General features: G+C 51.4%; 21 protein-coding genes. 15 read left to right on the top strand and 6 right to left on the bottom strand.

Annotated features, from left to right (window positions below; translation table 11 throughout):
• Positions 1 to 7: 7 nt before the first annotated feature.
• From serA to Abin_RS10940, 3 genes are all read right to left on the bottom strand, one after another.
• Positions 8 to 1,261 carry a phosphoglycerate dehydrogenase gene (gene serA, locus Abin_RS10950; protein WP_048846812.1) on the bottom strand — a complete coding sequence of 418 codons (1,254 nt, stop codon included), beginning with the start codon at positions 1,259 to 1,261 and terminating at the stop codon, positions 8 to 10.
• Between the two features lie 100 nt (positions 1,262 to 1,361).
• Positions 1,362 to 2,156 (bottom strand): inositol monophosphatase family protein, encoded by a 795-nt coding sequence (locus Abin_RS10945; RefSeq protein WP_048846810.1) that lies wholly within the window; start codon positions 2,154 to 2,156, stop codon positions 1,362 to 1,364.
• Positions 2,153 to 2,680 carry a c-type cytochrome gene (locus Abin_RS10940; RefSeq protein WP_048846809.1) on the bottom strand — a complete coding sequence of 176 codons (528 nt, stop codon included), beginning with the start codon at positions 2,678 to 2,680 and terminating at the stop codon, positions 2,153 to 2,155. The genes Abin_RS10945 and Abin_RS10940 overlap by 4 nt, the downstream gene beginning before the upstream one ends.
• 150 nt (positions 2,681 to 2,830) lie before the next feature.
• Here Abin_RS10940 and Abin_RS10935 point away from each other — a divergent pair, with 150 nt between their 5' ends.
• From Abin_RS10935 to smpB, 4 genes are read left to right on the top strand one after another with little or no spacing between them, the layout of a single operon-like run.
• Entirely contained in the window at positions 2,831 to 3,565 is a 735-nt protein-coding gene (locus Abin_RS10935) for a 3-deoxy-manno-octulosonate cytidylyltransferase (RefSeq protein WP_048846807.1), read from the top strand.
• A gap of 4 nt (positions 3,566 to 3,569) precedes the next feature.
• Entirely contained in the window at positions 3,570 to 4,466 is an 897-nt protein-coding gene (locus tag Abin_RS10930; RefSeq protein ID WP_048846805.1) for a prephenate dehydratase, read from the top strand.
• Between the two features lie 10 nt (positions 4,467 to 4,476).
• Positions 4,477 to 5,367: a 4-hydroxy-tetrahydrodipicolinate synthase gene (gene dapA, locus Abin_RS10925; protein ID WP_048846803.1), complete on the top strand. Its 891-nt coding sequence runs from the start codon at positions 4,477 to 4,479 to the stop codon at positions 5,365 to 5,367.
• The gene (smpB, locus tag Abin_RS10920) at positions 5,367 to 5,864 is read left to right on the top strand and encodes an SsrA-binding protein SmpB (RefSeq protein ID WP_048846802.1); all 498 of its coding nucleotides are present in this window, start codon (positions 5,367 to 5,369) and stop codon (positions 5,862 to 5,864) included. The genes dapA and smpB overlap by 1 nt, the downstream gene beginning before the upstream one ends.
• Before the next feature lie 126 nt (positions 5,865 to 5,990).
• On the opposite strand, the gene Abin_RS16060 is transcribed toward smpB, so the two are convergent.
• Positions 5,991 to 6,707: a cold-shock protein gene (locus tag Abin_RS16060; protein ID WP_084593595.1), complete on the bottom strand. Its 717-nt coding sequence runs from the start codon at positions 6,705 to 6,707 to the stop codon at positions 5,991 to 5,993.
• Between the two features lie 371 nt (positions 6,708 to 7,078).
• On the opposite strand from Abin_RS16060, the gene Abin_RS10910 reads away from it, so the two are divergent.
• From Abin_RS10910 to mltG, 10 genes are all read left to right on the top strand, one after another.
• Positions 7,079 to 8,140, top strand: a complete 1,062-nt coding sequence (locus Abin_RS10910) for a lipid A deacylase LpxR family protein (protein ID WP_048846800.1) — start codon at positions 7,079 to 7,081, stop codon at positions 8,138 to 8,140.
• 211 nt (positions 8,141 to 8,351) lie between these two features.
• Positions 8,352 to 8,708 carry a hypothetical protein gene (locus Abin_RS10905; RefSeq protein WP_048847081.1) on the top strand — a complete coding sequence of 119 codons (357 nt, stop codon included), beginning with the start codon at positions 8,352 to 8,354 and terminating at the stop codon, positions 8,706 to 8,708.
• A gap of 278 nt (positions 8,709 to 8,986) precedes the next feature.
• Positions 8,987 to 9,736, top strand: coding sequence for a glycine betaine ABC transporter substrate-binding protein (locus Abin_RS10900; RefSeq protein ID WP_048847079.1), 750 nt, complete (start codon positions 8,987 to 8,989; stop codon positions 9,734 to 9,736).
• Positions 9,737 to 9,754: 18 nt separating this feature from the next.
• The gene (locus tag Abin_RS10895; RefSeq protein ID WP_048846798.1) at positions 9,755 to 11,008 is read left to right on the top strand and encodes a class I SAM-dependent methyltransferase; all 1,254 of its coding nucleotides are present in this window, start codon (positions 9,755 to 9,757) and stop codon (positions 11,006 to 11,008) included.
• Positions 11,009 to 11,034: 26 nt separating this feature from the next.
• Complete coding sequence (locus Abin_RS10890) at positions 11,035 to 11,556, top strand: YdcF family protein (protein ID WP_048846796.1); 522 nt, start codon at positions 11,035 to 11,037, stop codon at positions 11,554 to 11,556.
• Between the two features lie 164 nt (positions 11,557 to 11,720).
• Positions 11,721 to 12,665: an ACP S-malonyltransferase gene (fabD, locus tag Abin_RS10885; protein WP_048846794.1), complete on the top strand. Its 945-nt coding sequence runs from the start codon at positions 11,721 to 11,723 to the stop codon at positions 12,663 to 12,665.
• Positions 12,666 to 12,684: 19 nt separating this feature from the next.
• A complete protein-coding gene (gene fabG, locus Abin_RS10880; RefSeq protein WP_048846792.1) occupies positions 12,685 to 13,428 on the top strand; it encodes a 3-oxoacyl-[acyl-carrier-protein] reductase in 744 nt (247 codons plus the stop codon).
• A 269-nt stretch (positions 13,429 to 13,697) separates the two neighbouring features.
• Positions 13,698 to 13,937 (top strand): acyl carrier protein, encoded by a 240-nt coding sequence (locus Abin_RS10875; RefSeq protein WP_006557907.1) that lies wholly within the window; start codon positions 13,698 to 13,700, stop codon positions 13,935 to 13,937.
• A gap of 78 nt (positions 13,938 to 14,015) precedes the next feature.
• Positions 14,016 to 15,302 (top strand): beta-ketoacyl-ACP synthase II, encoded by a 1,287-nt coding sequence (gene fabF, locus Abin_RS10870; protein WP_084593607.1) that lies wholly within the window; start codon positions 14,016 to 14,018, stop codon positions 15,300 to 15,302.
• 42 nt (positions 15,303 to 15,344) lie between these two features.
• Complete coding sequence (mltG, locus tag Abin_RS10865) at positions 15,345 to 16,346, top strand: endolytic transglycosylase MltG (RefSeq protein WP_084593594.1); 1,002 nt, start codon at positions 15,345 to 15,347, stop codon at positions 16,344 to 16,346.
• Positions 16,347 to 16,410: 64 nt separating this feature from the next.
• Here mltG and Abin_RS10860 read toward each other — a convergent pair whose 3' ends face one another.
• Positions 16,411 to 17,280 carry a lipid-binding SYLF domain-containing protein gene (locus tag Abin_RS10860; RefSeq protein WP_048847075.1) on the bottom strand — a complete coding sequence of 290 codons (870 nt, stop codon included), beginning with the start codon at positions 17,278 to 17,280 and terminating at the stop codon, positions 16,411 to 16,413.
• A gap of 95 nt (positions 17,281 to 17,375) precedes the next feature.
• Positions 17,376 to 18,173 carry an inositol monophosphatase family protein gene (locus Abin_RS10855; protein WP_048846789.1) on the bottom strand — a complete coding sequence of 266 codons (798 nt, stop codon included), beginning with the start codon at positions 18,171 to 18,173 and terminating at the stop codon, positions 17,376 to 17,378.
• A 141-nt stretch (positions 18,174 to 18,314) separates the two neighbouring features.
• On the opposite strand from Abin_RS10855, the gene Abin_RS10850 reads away from it, so the two are divergent.
• Complete coding sequence (locus Abin_RS10850) at positions 18,315 to 19,208, top strand: glucosamine inositolphosphorylceramide transferase family protein (RefSeq protein ID WP_255319269.1); 894 nt, start codon at positions 18,315 to 18,317, stop codon at positions 19,206 to 19,208.
• Positions 19,209 to 19,221: the final 13 nt, after the last annotated feature.

Below are 19,221 nucleotides of genomic sequence, written 5' to 3'. Positions count from 1 at the left end.
TTAAAAATCACCGACCTTTGTAAATCAGGCGAGCACGGATGGTGCCGTCAAGCTCACGCAATGCCTGAAGAATACGGTCATCAAGGTCTGTATTGTGCCCCGTATCTGCTTCAACAACCACGTAGCCGATTTCACCATCTGTCTGAAGAAACTGGGCCGTGACATTGCAGGTTTCACGCAGAAAAATTTCGTTTAACCGCATCATCATACCCGGCACATTGTGATGCACGTGCATGAAACGCGTTCCCCGAGGGCTCTGGGGCAACTGTACACCAGGGAAGTTTACGGAACCGAAGGTTGAACCCACGTCCGAGTATTCAACCAGCTTCCGTGCAACCTCAACGCCAATCCGCTCCTGAGCCTCAGCGGTGGAGCCGCCGATATGTGGGGTCAGAATAACGTTATCAAGGCCTTTCAGTGGTGTTTCCAACTGATCATTCGGGCCTTTGGGTTCTTTGGGGAACACATCAATAGCCGCACCAAGCAAATGCCCGTCTTTCAGAGCTTCTGCCAGAGCATCCAGATCAACCACATTGCCGCGTGCATTATTGATCAGGAAAGAACCTTTTTTCATGGCACGGATCTGCGCCGCCCCCATCAGGTTCTTTGTTGTCGGCAGTTGCGGCACATGCAGGCTGACCACATCACTTTCAGCCAGCAGTTCTTCCAGTGTGTCAACAGAACCCGCGTTACCGTGGCCCAGCTTGTCCACCACGTCAAAATAGATGACGCGCATACCAAAGGCTTCCGCCAACACAGACAACTGCGACCCAATGGAACCGTAACCGACAATACCCAGCGTTTTGCCGCGCACTTCCCAGCTATTGCTGGCAGATTTGTTCCATGTTCCCACATGGCATTCATTCGAACGCGGGAAAATACGACGCATGAGCATGACAACTTCGCCCATAACCAGTTCGGCCACGGAACGCGTGTTGCTGTAAGGAGCATTAAAAACGGGAATACCGTTCATACGGGCCGCATCTAGGTCAACCTGATTGGTACCGATGCAGAAGCACCCGATAGCCACCAGACGATCAGCCCCATCAATGACTTCTTTCGTCAGTTGGGTGCGTGACCGGATGCCCACAATATGAACACCTTCAAGCGCCTTTTTCAGGGCATCGCCTTCAAGCGCCCCTTTGTGACGGGTGACGTTTTCATACCCACTGGCTTTAAGCAGTGCGACGGCACTGTCGTGAATGCCTTCAAGCAGCAGAATGCGGATCTTATCCTTGGGAAGGGATAGTTGCGTGCTCATGCGGAATGACCATACCTGTTGTGCCGATGCGCAGGCCTATCCCAAAATGCAGAAAATTCCTAGGTGTGCCGCGTTATAATCTCGTTAGACTAACCCGCAATCAGGGCATGTGAGCCAAAGCCTGAACAGCTTTTTCGTGCAGCAAGACATCCCCAACTGCCAGCACAGTTCTATCTCCATCCGCATGGAGCGGTGTGCCGTCCCACGCTGTTATTCTGCCCCCAGCCCCTTCTATTATGGGCACCAGGGCAGCCCAGTCCCACGGGTTCATGTCACATTCAGCAATGATATCAATTTGCCCCAGCGCCAGAAGCCCATACGCATAGCAGTCCCCCCCCCACGTCATGCGCTTGACGCTCTTCTTCAGAGTCTTCCACCCCTGATGCGGCGCGATTTCCAGCATTTCGGGAGATGTGCAGGAAAGTTCAGCCAAACCCAGTTCTTTGCATCGCCGTGTGCCTGCTTTTCCACCCAAGCGCGAAACAAACTGCGTCGGCTGACCGGATACACCAATCCAGCGTTCTTCCGTGACAGCCTGATCAATAAGGCCAAGCACAGGTACGCCATCTTTTAGCAATGCAATCAAAGTACCAAACAGGGGGCGACCTGTTACAAAAGAACGGGTGCCATCAACCGGATCCAACAACCAGCGATACTGGGCTACCTCATTTTCAAGCCCAAATTCTTCCCCGAATACACCATGATCTGGCAGTCTTTCTGCCAGAATAGCCCGCATGACCCGCTCTGCGGTCCGATCAGCAATCGTGACTGGGCTTTGATCTAATTTATCCACCACTCCAATGGATGTGCGAAACCATGGCCGTATGACACATCGGGCCGCATCAGCCATCATGTTGGCAACATCCAGAAAAACGGACAGATCTTGTGTGCTCATGATGGACCTTGCTGGGGGGAAACAGAGGACGGTAACCCGCTATCTCCTAATGAATGAAGATACGCAATAATATCAGCGCGTTGGGCAGGGGACGATATCCCCATCAAAGACATTTTGGTTCCGGCAGCAAAGCGGGCAGGGGAGCTGAGCCAATCTGACAACGCCTGATCAGACCAGATATGAGCGTTTTGTCCACTAAGCGCCGCAGAATACGCATATCCTTTAGCTGATGCGATATGCCGTCCGGAAACGCCTGACAGATTTGGGCCAACTCCATCGGATGCTCCCTCAACAAAAGCGTGACAACTGGAACAGATTTGCTGCGCCAGATCAGCCCCGCGAATAGCGTTGGCCTGCGCCATATAAGGAGCAATCGCGATTTTTTCTGTATCCGGCACGGAAAACGTTGGGTGCAGCGGCTCCGTATGAGGGATAACTCCCTGAGCAACCGTCCATGAGAGAAAAACAGCGCCAAAACTGAGCAAAGCCGCAAAAGCCGCTTTATTAAGAAACGTGCTATCCATGTGCGGCCCCTGGTTCCTCCAGTTGCGTTTGGCTCGCGCCTTACCTAAACTACGCGCCGCTTCGTGTGAAGCTTGTCCCTTTGCCCGTATACGGCAACGTTTTCACAGCGTTTCAAGGCTATATTCCGTGCCGAATTGCAGAGCAAGCTGATGGTTTCCCCGCTTGTCATCATCCCCGCCCGTATGGCGTCAACACGCCTTCCCGGTAAACCTCTTGCGGATATTGCCGGAAAACCCATGATTGTAAGGGTCATGGAAGCCGCCATGAAGGCCGATATAGGGCCTGTTGCTGTAGCCGCGGCAGATCAAGCTATTTGCGATATTATTCTGCATGCTGGTGGCACTGCAATTTTGACAGACCCGAATTTGCCTTCGGGTTCCGACAGAGTCTGGCAAGCTGCCGAGAAACTGGATGCTGATGGACACCATGACATCATCATCAATTTGCAGGGGGATTTGCCGACATTCCCACCAGAACACCTTCATGCCGTTATGCGGGCGATGCAGGGTGCGTCTTTTGATGTCGGTACTCTGGTTGCTCCTGTTTCGTCAGAGGAAGAAAAAGAGGCTGAATCAGTTGTGAAAGTTGCCTGTCACTTTTCAAGCGCGGCAGACTGCGCGCCAGCACTTTATTTCTCGCGCAATGCAATTCCGTGGGGTGAAGGGCCAATCTGGCACCATGTTGGTGTTTACGGATGGCGTAGAAACGCTTTGAAGAAATTCGTGAGCCTTCCAGAATCGGGCCTGGAAAAGCGCGAAAAGCTGGAGCAGTTACGCGCGCTAGAAGCTGGAATGCGTATTGGCTGCGCACAAATAGCGTCTGCTCCGTTCGGCGTTGATACTCCGGCAGATCTTGAACGCGCCCGTCAGGCTTTCGGAGCATAGTGAGATGACAAATAAGGTAATTGCCTTCCAAGGTCGCCCGGGAGCGTATTCTGACCTTGCCTGCCGTCAGGCAAAGCCGGGCTGGAAAACCTTGCCCTGCAAAACATTTGCCGAAGCCATTGAGGCCGTTCACAAGGGTAGGGCTAGCTTGGCCATGCTGGCGTGCGAAAACAGTCTCGCCGGCCGGGTACCGGATATCCATACACTCCTCCCTAATTCCGGGCTGTATATCGTCGGGGAGCATTTTCAGCGTGTGGAACATTGCTTACTGGGCGTTCCGGGTGCCCGCATTGAGAATATAAAGCGGGTCCACACTCACCCCGTTGCAATGGGCCAAATCTGCAACTTGCTGAATAGTCACAATTTTACGCCAGTTGTAGAATTTGACACCGCGGGCGCAGCTGAGCTTGTCGCATTGTGGAACAAACCAGAAGAAGCTGCTGTTGCATCTGAACTGGCAGCCCAGTTAAACGGGCTGGAAATTCTTCAGCGAAATGTTGAGGATGCAAAGCACAACACAACACGCTTCTATATTGCATCCTCTTCGGCTGATCGGCCCGAACCTAGCATACCCGATGTCATGACGACCGTTATCTTCAGCGTCAAAAACATCCCTGGAGCGCTCTACAAGGTGTTAGGGGGCTTTGCGACAAACGGCGTCAATATGACGCGACTGGAAAGCTATATGACAGGAGGCACGTTTGCCGCCACACGCTTTCTAATGGATGTTGACGGCCACCCACAGGAAGAAGCTTTAGGCAAAGCTTTGGCTGAACTTGATTTTTTCTCGGAAGATGCCAAGATTCTTGGTGTTTACAAGCAGTCGCCCTTCCGGCGGCAAATGATCGGCGTTTCCCTTGAAGGTCAGCCTTCAGGATGTGCAGACGCTATTGCAGGATAGACGACGGCTCATGTTAGATACAGTATTCACAGGCTCCATTACTGCGCTTATTACCCCAATGAATCGCGATGGGAGTCTGGATTTTAACGCGTTCGAAAATCTGGTGAATTGGCAGATTGAGGAAGGGACATCAGGTCTGTGCGCTATGGGCACAACTGGTGAAAGCCCCACTCTGTCGCATGACGAACACCATGCCGTTGTTGAACGAACCATCAAGGTATCAGCTGGCCGTGTACCCGTGATTGCGGGGGCAGGGTCGAACAGTACGTCTGAAGCGATTGATCTGGCAAAACATGCTGAAAAAGCTGGGGCATCAGCCGCTTTGGTCGTTACCCCTTACTACAACAAACCGACACAGGAAGGTTTGTACCGCCATTTTATGGCTGTTGCAGATGCAATTTCCATTCCAGTTATTCTGTATAATATTCCCGGTCGGTCGGTAGTTGATATCACGGTCGAGACAATGGCTCGGCTTGCAAAACACGGTAATATCACTGGCGTTAAAGATGCCACAGCCAACCTGCTGCGTCCGCTACAAGTGCGGCGGGCTGTTACAAAGCGCTTTAATCAACTTTCAGGTGAAGATGGCACCGCTGTTGCATTTTTGGCATCCGGCGGAGATGGGTGCATTAGCGTCACCGCTAATATAGCCCCTGCATTGTGTGCAGAGGTGCAGAAAGCGTGGCAGGAAGGCCGAGCCGCTGATGCAGTGGCCATACAGGACAAACTTTTACCTCTGCATGATGCATTGTTCTGCGAAAGTAATCCTGCGCCCGCAAAATATGCAGCAAGCCTGCTTGGCATCGCTGGTGAGACAACGCGTTTACCGCTTGCACCGCTGACAGAAGCCTCACGTCAACTCGTTCGGTCTGCTTTGGTTGATGTAGGATTGTTAAATTAATGGCCCAAAAACCGAAGAAAAATACCATGATCTCTCATGGTATTGCTGCCCAGAACAGGAAAGGCCGCTTTAATTACTTCATTAAGGAAACCGTTGAAGCTGGCTTGGTTCTAAAGGGTGCCGAAGTTAAAAGCTTACGCCTTGGTCGTGCAATGATTACCGAAGCGTATGCGGCAGAACGAAACGGAGAACTGTGGCTATTCAATAGTTATATCCCTGAATATCAGGGCGGCGTACTCTCCCGTTTCGATACCCGTGCGCCCCGCAAGCTGCTCATGCACGGGAAACAGATTGAAAAATATCTGGGTGCGATTGCACGTGAAGGGGCTACGCTTGTGCCACTCGATATCCACTTCAATACTCGTGGTGTAGCAAAAGTCACTTTGGGGCTGGGCGAAGGCAAGAAGAATGTGGATAAACGCCACTCGATAGCAGAACGTGATTGGCAACGAGACAAAGCGCGGCTGCTGCGTAATAAGGGCAAAGGCGATTACTAATTAAAAGGCGAGGGAAGCGCACCCTTTTATCCGGCCTTTCCACCAAAGTATTTAATGTAATTCTGACTAAAACAAAAAAAACCCCGCATATGCGGGGTTTTCTCGTTTTTCAGTATAGTGAAAAACTTAGGCCGGATCGACAGAAGCTGCTTCTGGGCCTTTCTGACCCTGAACAACTTTTACATTTGCCGTCTGGCCTTCATTGAGGCTCGTAAGACCTGAGCGTTCAAGGGCAGAAGCGTGAACAAAAATGTCCTTGCCACCACCATCTGGCGTGATGAAGCCAAAGCCCTTCGTTGCGTTATACCATTTTACGGTACCACGAATTTCTTCTGCAAAAGACATGTCCGGAGCAGGGCGAGGTGCACGCGGAGCAAAGCCACCACGCGGAGCGCCGCCACCGAAACCACCTGCGCCACCTGAACGAGGACGTTCTGGCTGAGCTGTGCTTTCGTCAACAGAAATAACTTCTGCAACCTGACGGCCTTTCGGGCCCTGACCAATGCGCACAACCAGCGTCGCGCCGGGGCTTACGCCATCCTGACCGATCTGGGAGAGAGCATTTGCGTGCAGGAACACATCGCCTGAACCATCTGCCAGTTCAACAAAGCCGTAGCCTTTTTCACTGTTGAACCATTTGACAGTCGCACCGATTTCCGGACCGGAAGCGATAACCTGAGGGCCACCTGCGCCGCCGCCAGCAGGCCGACGCGGAGCGAATCCACCACGGTCACCGCCGCCAAAGGCCGGGCGTTCGCCATAGGAAGGTGTTGACATAAAATCATCGTCAAATCCGCCGCGGCGCGGAGAACGAGAGCTGCGGTCGGTCCTGTTACTTCTCAACGGTCTTGATCCTGGAGCATGGAGAGGGCCTAGCCTTCTCCAGATATTGAAAAATGGGCAAGTGGTTGGAATGGGTTGACGAACCACTCAATTCTGAGCAAAACCCCACCCTTTCCTGAGCACTGCAACCACACCCGATAAAATCCGTAGCATACCGGCTGTAGTGTCGCTATAGAAAAGCATGAAACTAACCTCTGTTTCATCTCTTTTTCTGCTTATAACAATCTTGTGACCGACGCATGAATGACGTCAGGAAGTGATCACAGGATCCTCACAAAAGTGCACATACGTGAAACAGGGTTTCTTGTTGCTGCGCAATCAACTAAAGAAAAACAAAATGACGCCTGCCTGCGCAGAGTGAGAGGAAAATCATGTTTGCTGCCCTGAAGCCGTATTCCATACGGTATGTCGCTGTCACGACCCTCTTGATGGCAGGTAGCGCTCTTGCCTCTTTTTCTGACGCCAAAGCCACCCCGTTGCAGGACAAGCAGGGCACATGGACGCTGCAAGGCGAAAATGATGCAGTTTCCACACTCAATGGAACGTCAGACCAATACTATACAAGTGGTCTACGCCTGAACTGGACATCTGGCACTGATACTCTTCCGACTCCCATAGCCGCAATTAACAAAGCCATTTGGGGGGAAGGGGTGCAGCGTATCAGCATGGGCCTGCAGCAGATGATTTTTACACCGCGTGACACCCAATCGCCTGACCCTTGGGGGGCGGGCAAGCCACAGACAAGCTTATTACGTGACCGCCCTTATGCCAGCGTTTTGCTAGGCACGATCAATCTTATTAATGACACAGATACGTCGCGCAGTATTTTTGGCATTCAAGTGGGTGTTATGGGACCTGCTGGCCTAGGCCGCCAGCTTCAAAATGGCTTTCATGGCGCAATTGGTGATACCAAAAACCAAGGATGGAGCCACCAGCTTCAGAACCAGCCCATTTTCCAGGTGCAGGGCGGCCGTACCTGGCGACTCCCGCTCGCCAAGGTTGCTGGCATTGAACTGGACATGCTGCCATCTGCCGCCGCCGCAATTGGTGACTATCAAATTTATGGTCGCATTGGCGACATGATCCGTATTGGTCAGGGACTCGATAGTGATTTTGGTGTCCCAACCATTCAGGCAGCTGGCACTGACGGCTCAGACGCCTACAAAGCAACTCGCGGGTTCGCTTGGTACTTCTTTGGTGGCGTAACCGGTGAAGCCGTTGGGTATGACGCCAGCCTGCAAGGCAATACGATGCGGAGTAATTCTCTGCATGTGAACAAAAAATGGGATGTTGGCGAAATTCATGCAGGCCTAGCCGTCATGTTCTATGGCCTGCGCGTTTCCTATAGTCAGGTCTGGCAGACTCAGCAGTTTGAAGGCGCCAAGTCTGGTCTCTTCAACTATGGATCGCTTATGGTTTCAGCAAAGTTTTAACTTGAAGTCGCATATAATTTAATCGTCTGCACAAAAAATAGACTTATTTTTTGTGCAGACATTCAGTTTTTGTGGTTTTTTCGTCACTGAATAAAGTTTCTGCCTCTTTCTGAGGCGTCTAAACCCATTTTATATTGGCGCAGCGAAAACGAGCATTTTACAGTCAATTCCAGTGAGAGCCTTCTGGCATTTGAAGGGAATGGAAGATCTGATGCTGCGCATGACCGAAACACCTTCGACCTGTAAAATTATTCCGTTTCAGATGGAAATTCTGTCTCGCCATCGGGAATATCTGTCTCGCTGGGTAGAAGCAGGGTTGCCTATGGGCGTATGCGATGCAGATGTTTTTGGATCATCAGATCGCGAACCGGGTCACTCTTCTGAATATATTGTCATCTGGGTTCGGGAAACGGCCGATCCGGCTTACAAGATCTTTTCTCGTGGCAATAAATGGATCCTCGTTGACGCCATCCGGGAACATCAACTGGGCCAATTCGCGTCTTTTGCTGACGCATTAAATATGGTCCGGCCAGTTCTGCCTCTTCCTGAAAAAATTGTTGCTGCCTAATCACGCACACGCATAACGTCTTCCGACTAAACTCTCTCTTGAAATCGATTAAGTTCGCGCAGAACCTCGCGTTTCAAGAGAGCCGCAAAAACACCGAAAAATTTTAGCTGATCTGCCACATAAAGCAGGCCGAATTATATCGATAAAATTTCGATCAATTTTTCCATAATTTTTTCACTTTAAGTGGCAGCATCCTGATTTCAGGGATTGCGCCTGCGTCTTTCTCCTGCTGCAAGGTCTGACTACATGGTATGCGGCCTGATCAGAAGGAAGATGATATGACCACTTTAACGCTAGCCCATCCCGACTCAACCGTGCATGAGGCAACGGCGGCTGCAATCATCCGAGTTCTGGAAGCAAATGATGTCGAGCCAGAAATTGTTGTTGGCCCTAAATCTGCCTTAAGCGAAATGCTGAAAAATGGGGAAGTAGATCTCTATATTTCCGCATGGCTGCCTGATCTGGATGCAGACCTTTTGTCTGATGGCGTGCAGCCTCTGGGGCATCTTTTTAACCCATCTGCCTGCTGCTGCATCTCTCAGGAAGACAGTTCCATAACATCGCTTGCTGATGTTGCGCAGGCTGGGTCACAGCTATCACGCGTGATCACGACTCCTCTTTCCTTGAAAGATCAGGTTGAGCACATGACCTCAACCTATGGTCTCCTTGATGTCGGGTTTTCAATCAACGTTCTGGAAGATGAGGCTGCTCTTGCCTTTTTTTCTCATGCCTTGAGCAATAATGACTGCGTCCTTATGCCGCTGATGCAGCCATGTTTTCTTTTCCATCAAGGCGGCTTCCGTATCTTAACGGACCCGAAAGCCGGGATGGGACCAGAAATGGATGCCCGGATGCTGCTTCGTCCTGGCCTGTCCGATGAACTCGACCGAGACCTTCAGGACGAGCTGGACGAACTTATGCTCAGCACAAAAGTCATAAACGCAATGGATTTTGCCATGCGTTCGGAAGGGCTAACCGCTGACGAAGCGGCAGAGTCCTGGCAACGAGGCAAATTGCTGCCACGCTGATCCGAGAGACGAAAGCCCATGCCCACCAGCAACGACCCTCGAGACAACGAACTCGCCGCCCAGTACGAGGCTTATCCTTATCCTGAACGCAACCCTCAGGATGAAACACGTCGGTTGCTTATTGGCAGCCCAAGCCATCTGCGAGAAATAGATTATTGGGTCTTTGCTGCATGTCGTTCGCGCAGCAAAGCGCTCCGTGTTCTCGTTGCTGGGTGTGGGACGGGAGACGGGGCAATTATGCTGGCCACTCAACTTGACCGTGCCAAACGGGCCGGGGAAGTAGTGTGCATAGACAGATCAAAGCATGCCTTAGCTATTGCACAAGCACGGGCAGAAACACGTCAGTTAACCAACATACGATTTATTGAAGGATCACTAACTGATCTTGGCCCGCTTAACTTAGGTCTTTTCGATTACATTGACTGTTGCGGAGTGCTCCATCACCTCCCCAATCCTGCCGAAACACTGAAGAACCTGACACATCATCTCGCCCCTGAAGGGGGAATGGGGCTGATGGTTTATGCTCCCTACGGTCGAACGGGTGTCTACATGCTACAGGACGCTTTGGAGAACCTGACTCCTTTTACAGAGACCCCTTCAGTCAGGTTGGATGTAGCCAAGCGTATTATGCGGACCCTGCCAGCGACAGCATGGCTACGGCAGAACGGTAACTTTGGGGATCACCTTAGCGGTGGAGATGCCGGCCTTTATGACCTACTTCTCAACCCACGCGACCATGCTTATTCTATAGGCAGCTTTCTAGACCTTTTGCAGGGAGCAGAGCTTGAGCCGACGTGCCTGATGGAGCCAGCACGCTATGATCCCGCACTGTTTTTGCCGGACCCCAAGCTCCGCAAGCGCGTTGAAACACTGACTTGGCGCGAAAAAGCGATTGTTGCTGAAGCGCTTACTGGCAATATGGCCACCCATGTGGCGTATGTGGTTAAAAAAGGAGAAAAAAAATCTCCGCCAGACCATATGGATTTCGATGCAATCCCTGTCATGCGTGAAATCCCAGGCGTAGAACTGGCAAAGCAAATGCAAACCGACAATACGCTTCCTTTTGCATTTGGCACCTTGATTGTCCCTGTGCCTCTGCCTCCGCAAGCCAGAGGGCTTCTCCCACTGATAGATGGCGAACGCTCTGTGAGGCAACTTGCTGCCATTCTGGAAACAAGAGGCGTCGCTGTCGAAAAATTCAAAGCAATCTGGCAAGAAACGTTTACCATTTTGCTAAGCCTTAACCGCGTCCTGCTTCAATCACCCGCTTGAGCAAAGCTTAAAGGCCTTAACACCCCATGAACCCTCGCCGAAAAGGTGTACCAATCATTATTTTTGGCGCAGCTTTACGGCCTGACGGGTCGCCATCACCTGCACTTGTAAACCGCGTTAACGCAGCTTTGTCTTTCGGCCAAAACAGCCCTAACGCACTATACATCCCGACAGGCGCTGTTCCTCAGGCGGGGCGAACCGAAGCAGATGTCATGTCTGAACTTCTCAAAAACGCTGGCATTTCCGACGGTCAAATTATAGCCGAACAAACGGCTACAGACACATTTGATTCCATTGTTGCATGCTCAAAAATACTTCAAAAACAAAACATTAAAAACCAAAGTATTATGCTTGCAACAAGCCCGTATCATATGCCTCGCTGCTTACTTCTCATGAAAATTGCAGGATGGGAAACCAAGGCAATTCCTTTTCCTTATGCATCCCTGCAAGGCAAAACTGCTTTTCAGAAATTTTATATTCTTACGCATGAAGCACTTGCCTGCGCATGGGACGCCCTACTGGTGCTGCTGTGGCGTATTGTGCGTTAGAAACCGGAAGAGTATCCTAACAGTTCTTTCGCTTGAGGATGCCTGACCGCACAAGAGTTTAAGTGCTTAAATTAGCACGCTCTTTTTGTTGTTTTCCTCATTCGCGCGTCTCATGATTTTCAACCGCGATTTGCGCTGAAAATTCTTTAGAAACAGTAGGTAAGATGGCAGTTTACGCTTTTGTTTTCCCAGGACAGGGAAGCCAGTCTGTTGGTATGGGGGCCGACCTTGCTCAGGCATTTCCCGCAGCACGTGCAGTCTTTGAAGAAGTCGATGATGCGCTCGGTGAGCGTCTTTCAAAAATTATTTTTGAAGGACCATCCGACGAACTAACCAGCACTGAAAATACCCAGCCAGCCCTTATGGCAGTTTCAATGGCCGTTATTCGCGTGCTTGAAACAGAGGGAGGGCTAGACCTTGCAGGCAAAGTCTCCCTTTTGGCTGGGCACTCTTTGGGTGAATACGCGGCCCTAGCCGCAGGGCGCTCTTTCGGCTTGACCGATGCCGCACGCCTTCTGCGCCTGCGTGGACAGGCAATGCAGAAAGCCGTCCCAGCGGGCGAGGGGGGAATGGCAGCCATTATTGGGGGCACATTAGCGCAAGTGCAGGAAATCTGCGCCGAAGCCGGTAAAGGCAGCATTCTGGAAATTGCCAATGATAACGGCGGTGGCCAGATTGTTATTTCTGGAGCAATGGACGCTATCGACAAAGCGGTAGCTCTTGCAAAAGAAATGAAAATCAAGCGGGCTCTGAAGCTTCCTGTTTCTGCTCCGTTTCATTCCTCTCTGATGCGTCCGGCAGAAGATGTCATGGCCGAAGCTTTGCATAAGGCGGAAATTGCTGCGCCAATCGTCTCTATCATTGCCAACGTCACCGCTTCTAAAGCGACTGACGCAGATACCATTCGCGATAATCTGATCAAGCAGGTCACAGGTCGTGTACGGTGGCGTGAAAGCGTCGAAGCCATGGGCAGCATGGGCATTGATACATTTGTTGAAATTGGGGCAGGAAAAGTTCTTTCTGGCTTGGTCCGTCGTATTGATCCGGAAGTCAGCAGCCTTTCAATTAGCACACCAGCAGACATCGAAGAATTTTTAAAATCTTTCTAAAACAACGGAATACCAGTTTATGTTCAAACTTGATGGAAAAGTCGCCCTGGTAACAGGTGCATCTGGCGGCATCGGAAGTGCGATTGCAGCGACCCTGCATGCCCAAGGCGCAACCGTTGTGCTGTCTGGCACACGTGAAGAAGCCCTTAAAGAGCAGGTAGCCGCACTGGGCGGCGTTCGTGCGGAATATGTCGTCGCCAACCTTTCAGACGCGGCTGAAGCAGACGCTCTCATTGGCAAAGCCGAAGAAAAGGCTGGGGCACCGGTTGATATTCTGATCAATAACGCAGGCCTAACCCGTGATAACCTTGCGTTGCGAATGAAAGATGATGAATGGAATCAGGTTCTGAATGTTGACCTGTCTTCCCCATTCCGCCTCTGCCGCGCCGCATTAAAAGGGATGCTGCGCCGACGTGCTGGACGTATTGTCAACATTGCCTCCGTCGTCGGGGCTACAGGCAATGCTGGTCAAGCAAACTATTCAGCAGCTAAAGCCGGCATGGTGGGCATGAGCAAGTCTTTGGCTCAGGAAGTCGGGTCACGCGGTGTAACGGTTAATGTTGTTGCTCCGGGCTTTATTGTAACTCCTATGACCGATGTTCTTCCTGACGCCCAGAAAGAGAAGCTGCAAAGCCAAATTCCTTTGGGCCGCTTAGGCAAACCGGAAGACATCGCGGCGGCTGTTCTTTATTTGTGTTCAGACGAAGCCGGCTGGGTTACAGGTTCTACACTGCATGTTAATGGTGGTATGGCTATGATCTGAAGGCGGCCTTGAAGTATAACGCACAACAGGTCGTGCAAAACACTTTCAGATGTGGCAGACAGGCTCCGCAATTGGTGCAATCTGCCATTCTGGAAGAACCTTCATACGGTTCGTCTTGGCTTGAACCAAAGAAACGTGCTATGCGCCCGCAGCCTTGATTGCAAAGAAGATGCGTTCTGCATCTTCTCCCCTGCAGTCGGGAAGCTGGCAAATTAAGCGCCTAGACAACTTGCCCCATTTCATTCCGGGCATATAGGAAGCAGAGACAGATGAGCGAAATCGCTGATAAGGTTAAGAAAATTGTGGTCGAGCATCTCGGCGTCGAGGAAAGCAAGGTCACACCGGAAGCGTCGTTCATCGACGATCTGGGCGCAGACAGCCTTGATACCGTTGAACTCGTGATGGCTTTTGAAGAAGCCTTCAATGTCGAGATTCCGGAAGACGCTGCTGAAAAAATCGCTACGGTTAAAGACGCGATTGATTACATCGAAAAGCAGAAAGCTGCCTGATTCAGGCCTTTTAGCATTCGTATCAAGGTCCCTCGCTCCTTGAGGGACCAAACAGATTCAAGCGGGGAGCAGGCTGGTTTGTTGCAGTCGGCCGGAGCAAATTCGGGCCGGAGACGCGTTGTCGTCACCGGAATGGGCATGGTGGGGCCGCTTGGCCTCGGTGTCGAAAATGTATGGTCACGCCTGATTTCAGGTGAAAGCGGGATTGGTCGAATCACGCATTTTGACCCAAGTGATCTACCTGCGCAGGTAGCCGGTCAGGTGCCAGAAGGCCCTGCATCAGACGGAAAGCTGACGCTTTCTGAATGGGTGCCGGTCAAAGACCAGCGCAAGATGGACCGCTTTATTCATATGGGGCTGGTCGCTGCGACTGAAGCTGTGGAAGATTCCGGCTGGAAACCACAGACTGAAGAAGACAAATGCGCAACTGGCGTCATGATTGGTTCGGGAATCGGCGGTCTTCAGACCATTTACGATGCCTCGATCACGGTTCATGAAGGACGTGCCAAACGTCTTTCCCCCTTCTTCATTCCATCAGCGCTGATCAACCTTGTTTCCGGTCACGTCTCCATTAAATATGGTTTCCAGGGCCCGAACCATTCTGTGGTAACAGCCTGCGCAACCGGCGTTCACGCTATTGGGGATGCAGCCCGTCTTATCATGTTTGGTGATGCAGATGTGATGGTTGCAGGCGGTGCTGAAGCGACAGTCTGCCCATTGGGGATTGCAGGCTTCTGTTCTGCCCGCGCGCTTTCAACCGGCTTCAATGACACGCCTGACAAAGCATCTCGTCCTTGGGACAAAGACCGTGATGGTTTTGTCATGGGGGAAGGTGCTGGTGTGGTTGTGCTGGAAGAGTACGAACACGCTAAAGCCCGCGGTGCGAAAATCTACGCCGAGATTGTTGGCTACGGGATGTCAGGCGATGCCTATCACATCACCGCACCAGCAGAGGGGCATTACGGTGCGTTCCGCGCTATGCGGTCTGCATTGAAAAGCGCTGGTATTACTCCGGCAGACGTCAACTATGTAAATGCTCATGGCACATCCACAATGGCGGATGATCTTGAGCTTGAAGCTGTAGAACGTCTCTTTGGGGCTGATGCCAACAAGCTGGCTATGTCTTCCACTAAATCTGCAACAGGGCACCTACTGGGCGCGGCCGGTGCAGTTGAGGCTATTTTCTGTATGCTGGCGATCCGGGACAATGTGGCACCGCCCACACTGAATCTGGATAATCCTTCTCGTGAAAGTGTTATTGATCGCGTCGCGCACACAGCGCAGCAACGCCAAATCAATGTTGCTCTCTCCAACAGCTTTGGCTTTGGCGGCACGAACGCCAGCTTGGTTGTGCGCGGCGTCTGATAAAACGAGTCATTCCCTTTAAAAAGGGAAAGAGAAGACGATATGCGCAAGCTTCTTGTTATCCTGTTCTTTCTGCTTCTTATCGGGGCAGGGGGAACAGGACTAAAGATTTGGCAGGACTACACGCAAGCAGGTCCTTTGCCTCAGGACGCCGATGTGGTTATTCCACATGGCGATTATCTGAGCACAATTCACACCCTCCAAAATTCTGATGTTTTACCGGCTGGCTGGTGGACTGAACGTGTAACGCTTGGGCTCATTTTTGCCACCAAGCATCAAGGTCAGCTTCATGCCGCTGAGTTACACTTTCCTGCACACATATCTATTCGGGGTATTTTAGGAATATTACGCCACGGTCGCCCCGTACTGCATAAAATTACCATTCCAGAAGGACTGTCTGCTCGCCAAATTCAATCTTTGCTGCTATCGGCCCCCTTCTTGACGGGGGATGCGCCTTTAACGCCTGAAGGCAGCATCATGCCTGAAACTTACAGCTATCTGCGCAATAGTAAGCGTGCGGCAATTGTCAGCCGGGCGCAGACTGCGATGCATGATCAGCTTGAGAAAATCTGGACGAGTAGAGACGTAGTTGAAGAAATCCCTAATCAGGAAGCCTTTCTTACATTGGCGTCTCTGGTAGAAAAAGAAACAGCCGTAGCGTCTGAACGTCCTCTTGTTGCTCGGGTTTTTATTAATCGACTTCAAAAAGGCATGAAATTGCAGACGGACCCGACGGTTATTTATGCTGTGACAAACGGGAATCCTCCTTTGGGTCGGCCTTTGACCCATGCTGATTTACAGACACCCAGCCCTTATAACACTTACATGCAAATCGGTTTGCCACCCGGCCCAATTTGTTCTCCCAGCGTGTCATCTTTACAGGCTGTGGCGCATCCAGCCGCAGGAGACGCACTTTACTTTGTTGCAAATGGAGTGGGTGGGCATAATTTTGCCAACACCTTAGCTGACCATAATAAGAATGTGAGCTTATACAGACAGAAGCAAATTCATTCTTCAGAAACAGAAAACCCAATCGCGCGCTAAAACTATAAACATCCCGACATAAGAAAAAGGATGGAAGGGTATAACCTTCCATCCTTTTCGATTTTTAATGGCGGGCTGTGCTGGTGGGTTTCAGCGGCGCAAGCGTTTCATGCTTTACCGTCCCAGCGCTGCTTGTTGCACTGCTAGCCGAATAGTTTGGGACGGTATCAACTGCCGTTGTTGGTTGAAACGCAGCCGTTGAACCCGTTTTAGAAGAAGCGTTACCAGATGATGCCAACTTACCGTAACGCATCAACACGCTACGCAAAGGATCTGCACCAGAATTATTGACACGCATTGATACGACAATGTCTTCTGGGCCAACACTTTGACCATAATATTTACGGTTGGCATCGCTATTGACGGTCAGCTTTGTGCCCCCCAGCGCTGCGCCCGCAAACAATCCCTGGGATTTTTGTGAAACGAGAATATCCGTATTTCTTGCGCCAGCGTTTCCGCGTTCCACATTGCTGCTCAAGGTTGCAAAAGAAACCCCTGCATTTGCACCAAACTGAAACTGGCTATCCAGAAGAGCCTGCAAGCCACGATCTGTCATAACGAAGAACATTGCCTGAGAATTCTGCACACCGAGTTGAATACCAAAGGAGGCAGTGCTTAGCGTATAGAAGGCCGGGTCAGACCACGAGCCCCTAGCATCTCGAGCCAGCAGTACGCATCCACCACCTGCGCCACCAAACGCAATGGACATGCGAAAAATGGATGGGCAGACCATGACAGCGCGGGCTTTGGACAAATTCACAGCAACCGCACTTTCCGCCGTTGCCCCGACAAAAATATCCTGCACTGTCAACGCTGCTTTATCGACAAGTGTCTGGGACGTGTCTGCGGCTTCAGCTTTTACCGAAAGTCCGGCCAAAGCCGTCGCAGCCCCCAAAGCGAAAGAAAACAATCTAAAACGGTAACCTGACCGCATGCTGGTGGTCTCCATTATGGGCCGAAAAGACAGGCCTGAAAAATAAGCAGGATTTTATGGCGGCAGAATGGCCCGCCTGCCGTTCATGAATTTTGTCAGGCAAGCGGAATATTGACGGCCTGCGACAGTGTTTCTGCAATGTGTGGGTTTGCAGCCAAAATAGTTGCCGCCCCTGTCAGGCCTCCATCGCGCAGAAAAGGTGAAACCCTTGCACCAGCTTCTGCCAGCAAAGGCAAAGCGGCCGCGACGTCCCACAGGTTGATGACGATTTCAATGTAGCCATCCAGACGGCCACAGGCCACATCCGCTAAAGCTAAAGCCCCTGAACCACCGGAGCGCGGCATGGCGCCGAGTTTCATAATGGCATCAATTTTCTCCATAAAAACAGGTTTTGGCACTCTGTTACTCCAACCCATTTCGATCATGGCACTAGCCGGATCTTTTACCGGAGATGCATGGATAGGCTTACCGTTCAAAAAGGCTCCAGCCCCCCGTAGTGCAGTATAGACTTCATTCAAAGCAGGAGCTTCAATAACACCTGCCACCGGTTCATCACCATCCAGCAAACCGAGGGAGACGCACCACCGGCTACGGCCCCGCGCATAATTGGACGTTCCATCAATCGGATCAACCACCCACCGCAGTTGGCCAGAGCGCGCGACCCCGCCTTCTTCACCCTGGAATCCATCTTCTGGGAAAAGCGTCTTCATGCGGGAGGCAATAAAAGCCTCAACCGCACCATCAGTTTCAGTTAGCCAATCCTGCGCCGATTTCTGCGTTGCCACGGGGCCACCCGGCGGTGGACGCATGGACATGGCAAGACGGGATGCATCATGAACCACAGCCCGTGCGGCTTCCAGACGATAGGCAAGAGCAGGGCTAGGTGACGACATGAGTAACTCCGGCAGAAACAAATACAATGATAGGCACCATAATCAGAACACGCCCAAGAGGCGACACCCCCTGTGCGTATTCCCCTTACAGTTTTATAAAGACGCACTGTTTCAGAACAAGGACACGTAATTTTGCCATTCATGCGGACAGATCAATGGCAGAGCGGCATTATCCGTGCGCCGCTTTCTACCATATTGCAGGCAGGCTCACTCGATGGTCTGTCTGTACAATGGATAGGAAACGATCATGGCATGCGTTTTCTGGCCGACCCGTTCGGGATATGGCATCAAAATCATTTATATGTATTTGCTGAAGCTTATGACTATCGCACCAAGTGCGGCAAAATTGATGTATTAGTTTACGATTCAGAGTTAACGTTCAAGCACAGAAAACGGGTAATTTCAGAGCCTTGGCATCTGTCTTACCCAGTCGTGGGGGAGCATGAAGGTCATTTCTGGATGCTGCCAGAAGCCCATCGCTCTGGAAAATTAAGTTTATATCGCGCAACCAATTTCCCCGATGAATGGAAAAAGGACGATCTTTTTTCTTTTCCCGTGGCTGCTATTGATGCCTCGCCGCTCTATTTTCAGGGACGGTGGTGGATGTTTTTCAGCCCCCCCGGAACAGCCTTGCAGAAAAAATCGGAACTCCATTGTGCCTTTGCCGATAGTTTAACCGGTAAATGGCATCTGCATCCTCAAAACCCTATTCGCGTGGATGTTGCGAGCGCGCGGCCTGGTGGGACGCCCATTATCGACGGCGATACCATTCTGCTACCAACACAGGACTGTACCCAGACTTACGGCGGCGGCATCTCACTGGTTCGAATTTCCGGGCTGGACACTCAACGGTGTGAAACCTCGCTTGAGAGCACGCTGAAAGCCCCCCCAAGCTTCGCACCGTGGACGGACGGTCTGCATACACTTTCCGCTGCGGGTTCTGTTACGTTAGTGGATGCAAAGCGTATCAGCCATTCGCCTGAACGGCATTTCCATGATGCTTTTCGCTGGCTGCGCAAAAAATTGCGTAAATAAGGGGGATAAGAAA

This window comes from Acetobacter indonesiensis, from assembly GCF_000963945.1.
Taxonomy (GTDB): domain Bacteria; phylum Pseudomonadota; class Alphaproteobacteria; order Acetobacterales; family Acetobacteraceae; genus Acetobacter; species Acetobacter indonesiensis.
This window is presented reverse-complemented; position numbering and strand designations above follow the sequence as displayed.

Excerpts from the sequence above, each read along its gene's own strand:
- serA (WP_048846812.1), bottom strand. The coding sequence starts at position 1,261 with ATGAGCACGCAACTATCCCTTCCCAAGGATAAGATCCGCATTCTGCTG.
- Abin_RS10945 (WP_048846810.1), bottom strand. The coding sequence starts at position 2,156 with ATGAGCACACAAGATCTGTCCGTTTTTCTGGATGTTGCCAACATGATG.
- Abin_RS10940 (WP_048846809.1), bottom strand. The coding sequence starts at position 2,680 with ATGGATAGCACGTTTCTTAATAAAGCGGCTTTTGCGGCTTTGCTCAGT.
- Abin_RS10935 (WP_048846807.1), top strand. The coding sequence starts at position 2,831 with ATGGTTTCCCCGCTTGTCATCATCCCCGCCCGTATGGCGTCAACACGC.
- Abin_RS10930 (WP_048846805.1), top strand. The coding sequence starts at position 3,570 with ATGACAAATAAGGTAATTGCCTTCCAAGGTCGCCCGGGAGCGTATTCT.
- dapA (WP_048846803.1), top strand. The coding sequence starts at position 4,477 with ATGTTAGATACAGTATTCACAGGCTCCATTACTGCGCTTATTACCCCA.
- smpB (WP_048846802.1), top strand. The coding sequence starts at position 5,367 with ATGGCCCAAAAACCGAAGAAAAATACCATGATCTCTCATGGTATTGCT.
- Abin_RS10910 (WP_048846800.1), top strand. The coding sequence starts at position 7,079 with ATGTTTGCTGCCCTGAAGCCGTATTCCATACGGTATGTCGCTGTCACG.
- Abin_RS10905 (WP_048847081.1), top strand. The coding sequence starts at position 8,352 with ATGCTGCGCATGACCGAAACACCTTCGACCTGTAAAATTATTCCGTTT.
- Abin_RS10900 (WP_048847079.1), top strand. The coding sequence starts at position 8,987 with ATGACCACTTTAACGCTAGCCCATCCCGACTCAACCGTGCATGAGGCA.
- Abin_RS10895 (WP_048846798.1), top strand. The coding sequence starts at position 9,755 with ATGCCCACCAGCAACGACCCTCGAGACAACGAACTCGCCGCCCAGTAC.
- Abin_RS10890 (WP_048846796.1), top strand. The coding sequence starts at position 11,035 with ATGAACCCTCGCCGAAAAGGTGTACCAATCATTATTTTTGGCGCAGCT.
- fabD (WP_048846794.1), top strand. The coding sequence starts at position 11,721 with ATGGCAGTTTACGCTTTTGTTTTCCCAGGACAGGGAAGCCAGTCTGTT.
- fabG (WP_048846792.1), top strand. The coding sequence starts at position 12,685 with ATGTTCAAACTTGATGGAAAAGTCGCCCTGGTAACAGGTGCATCTGGC.
- Abin_RS10875 (WP_006557907.1), top strand. The coding sequence starts at position 13,698 with ATGAGCGAAATCGCTGATAAGGTTAAGAAAATTGTGGTCGAGCATCTC.
- mltG (WP_084593594.1), top strand. The coding sequence starts at position 15,345 with ATGCGCAAGCTTCTTGTTATCCTGTTCTTTCTGCTTCTTATCGGGGCA.
- Abin_RS10860 (WP_048847075.1), bottom strand. The coding sequence starts at position 17,280 with ATGCGGTCAGGTTACCGTTTTAGATTGTTTTCTTTCGCTTTGGGGGCT.
- Abin_RS10855 (WP_048846789.1), bottom strand. The coding sequence starts at position 18,173 with ATGTCGTCACCTAGCCCTGCTCTTGCCTATCGTCTGGAAGCCGCACGG.
- Abin_RS10850 (WP_255319269.1), top strand. The coding sequence starts at position 18,315 with ATGCGGACAGATCAATGGCAGAGCGGCATTATCCGTGCGCCGCTTTCT.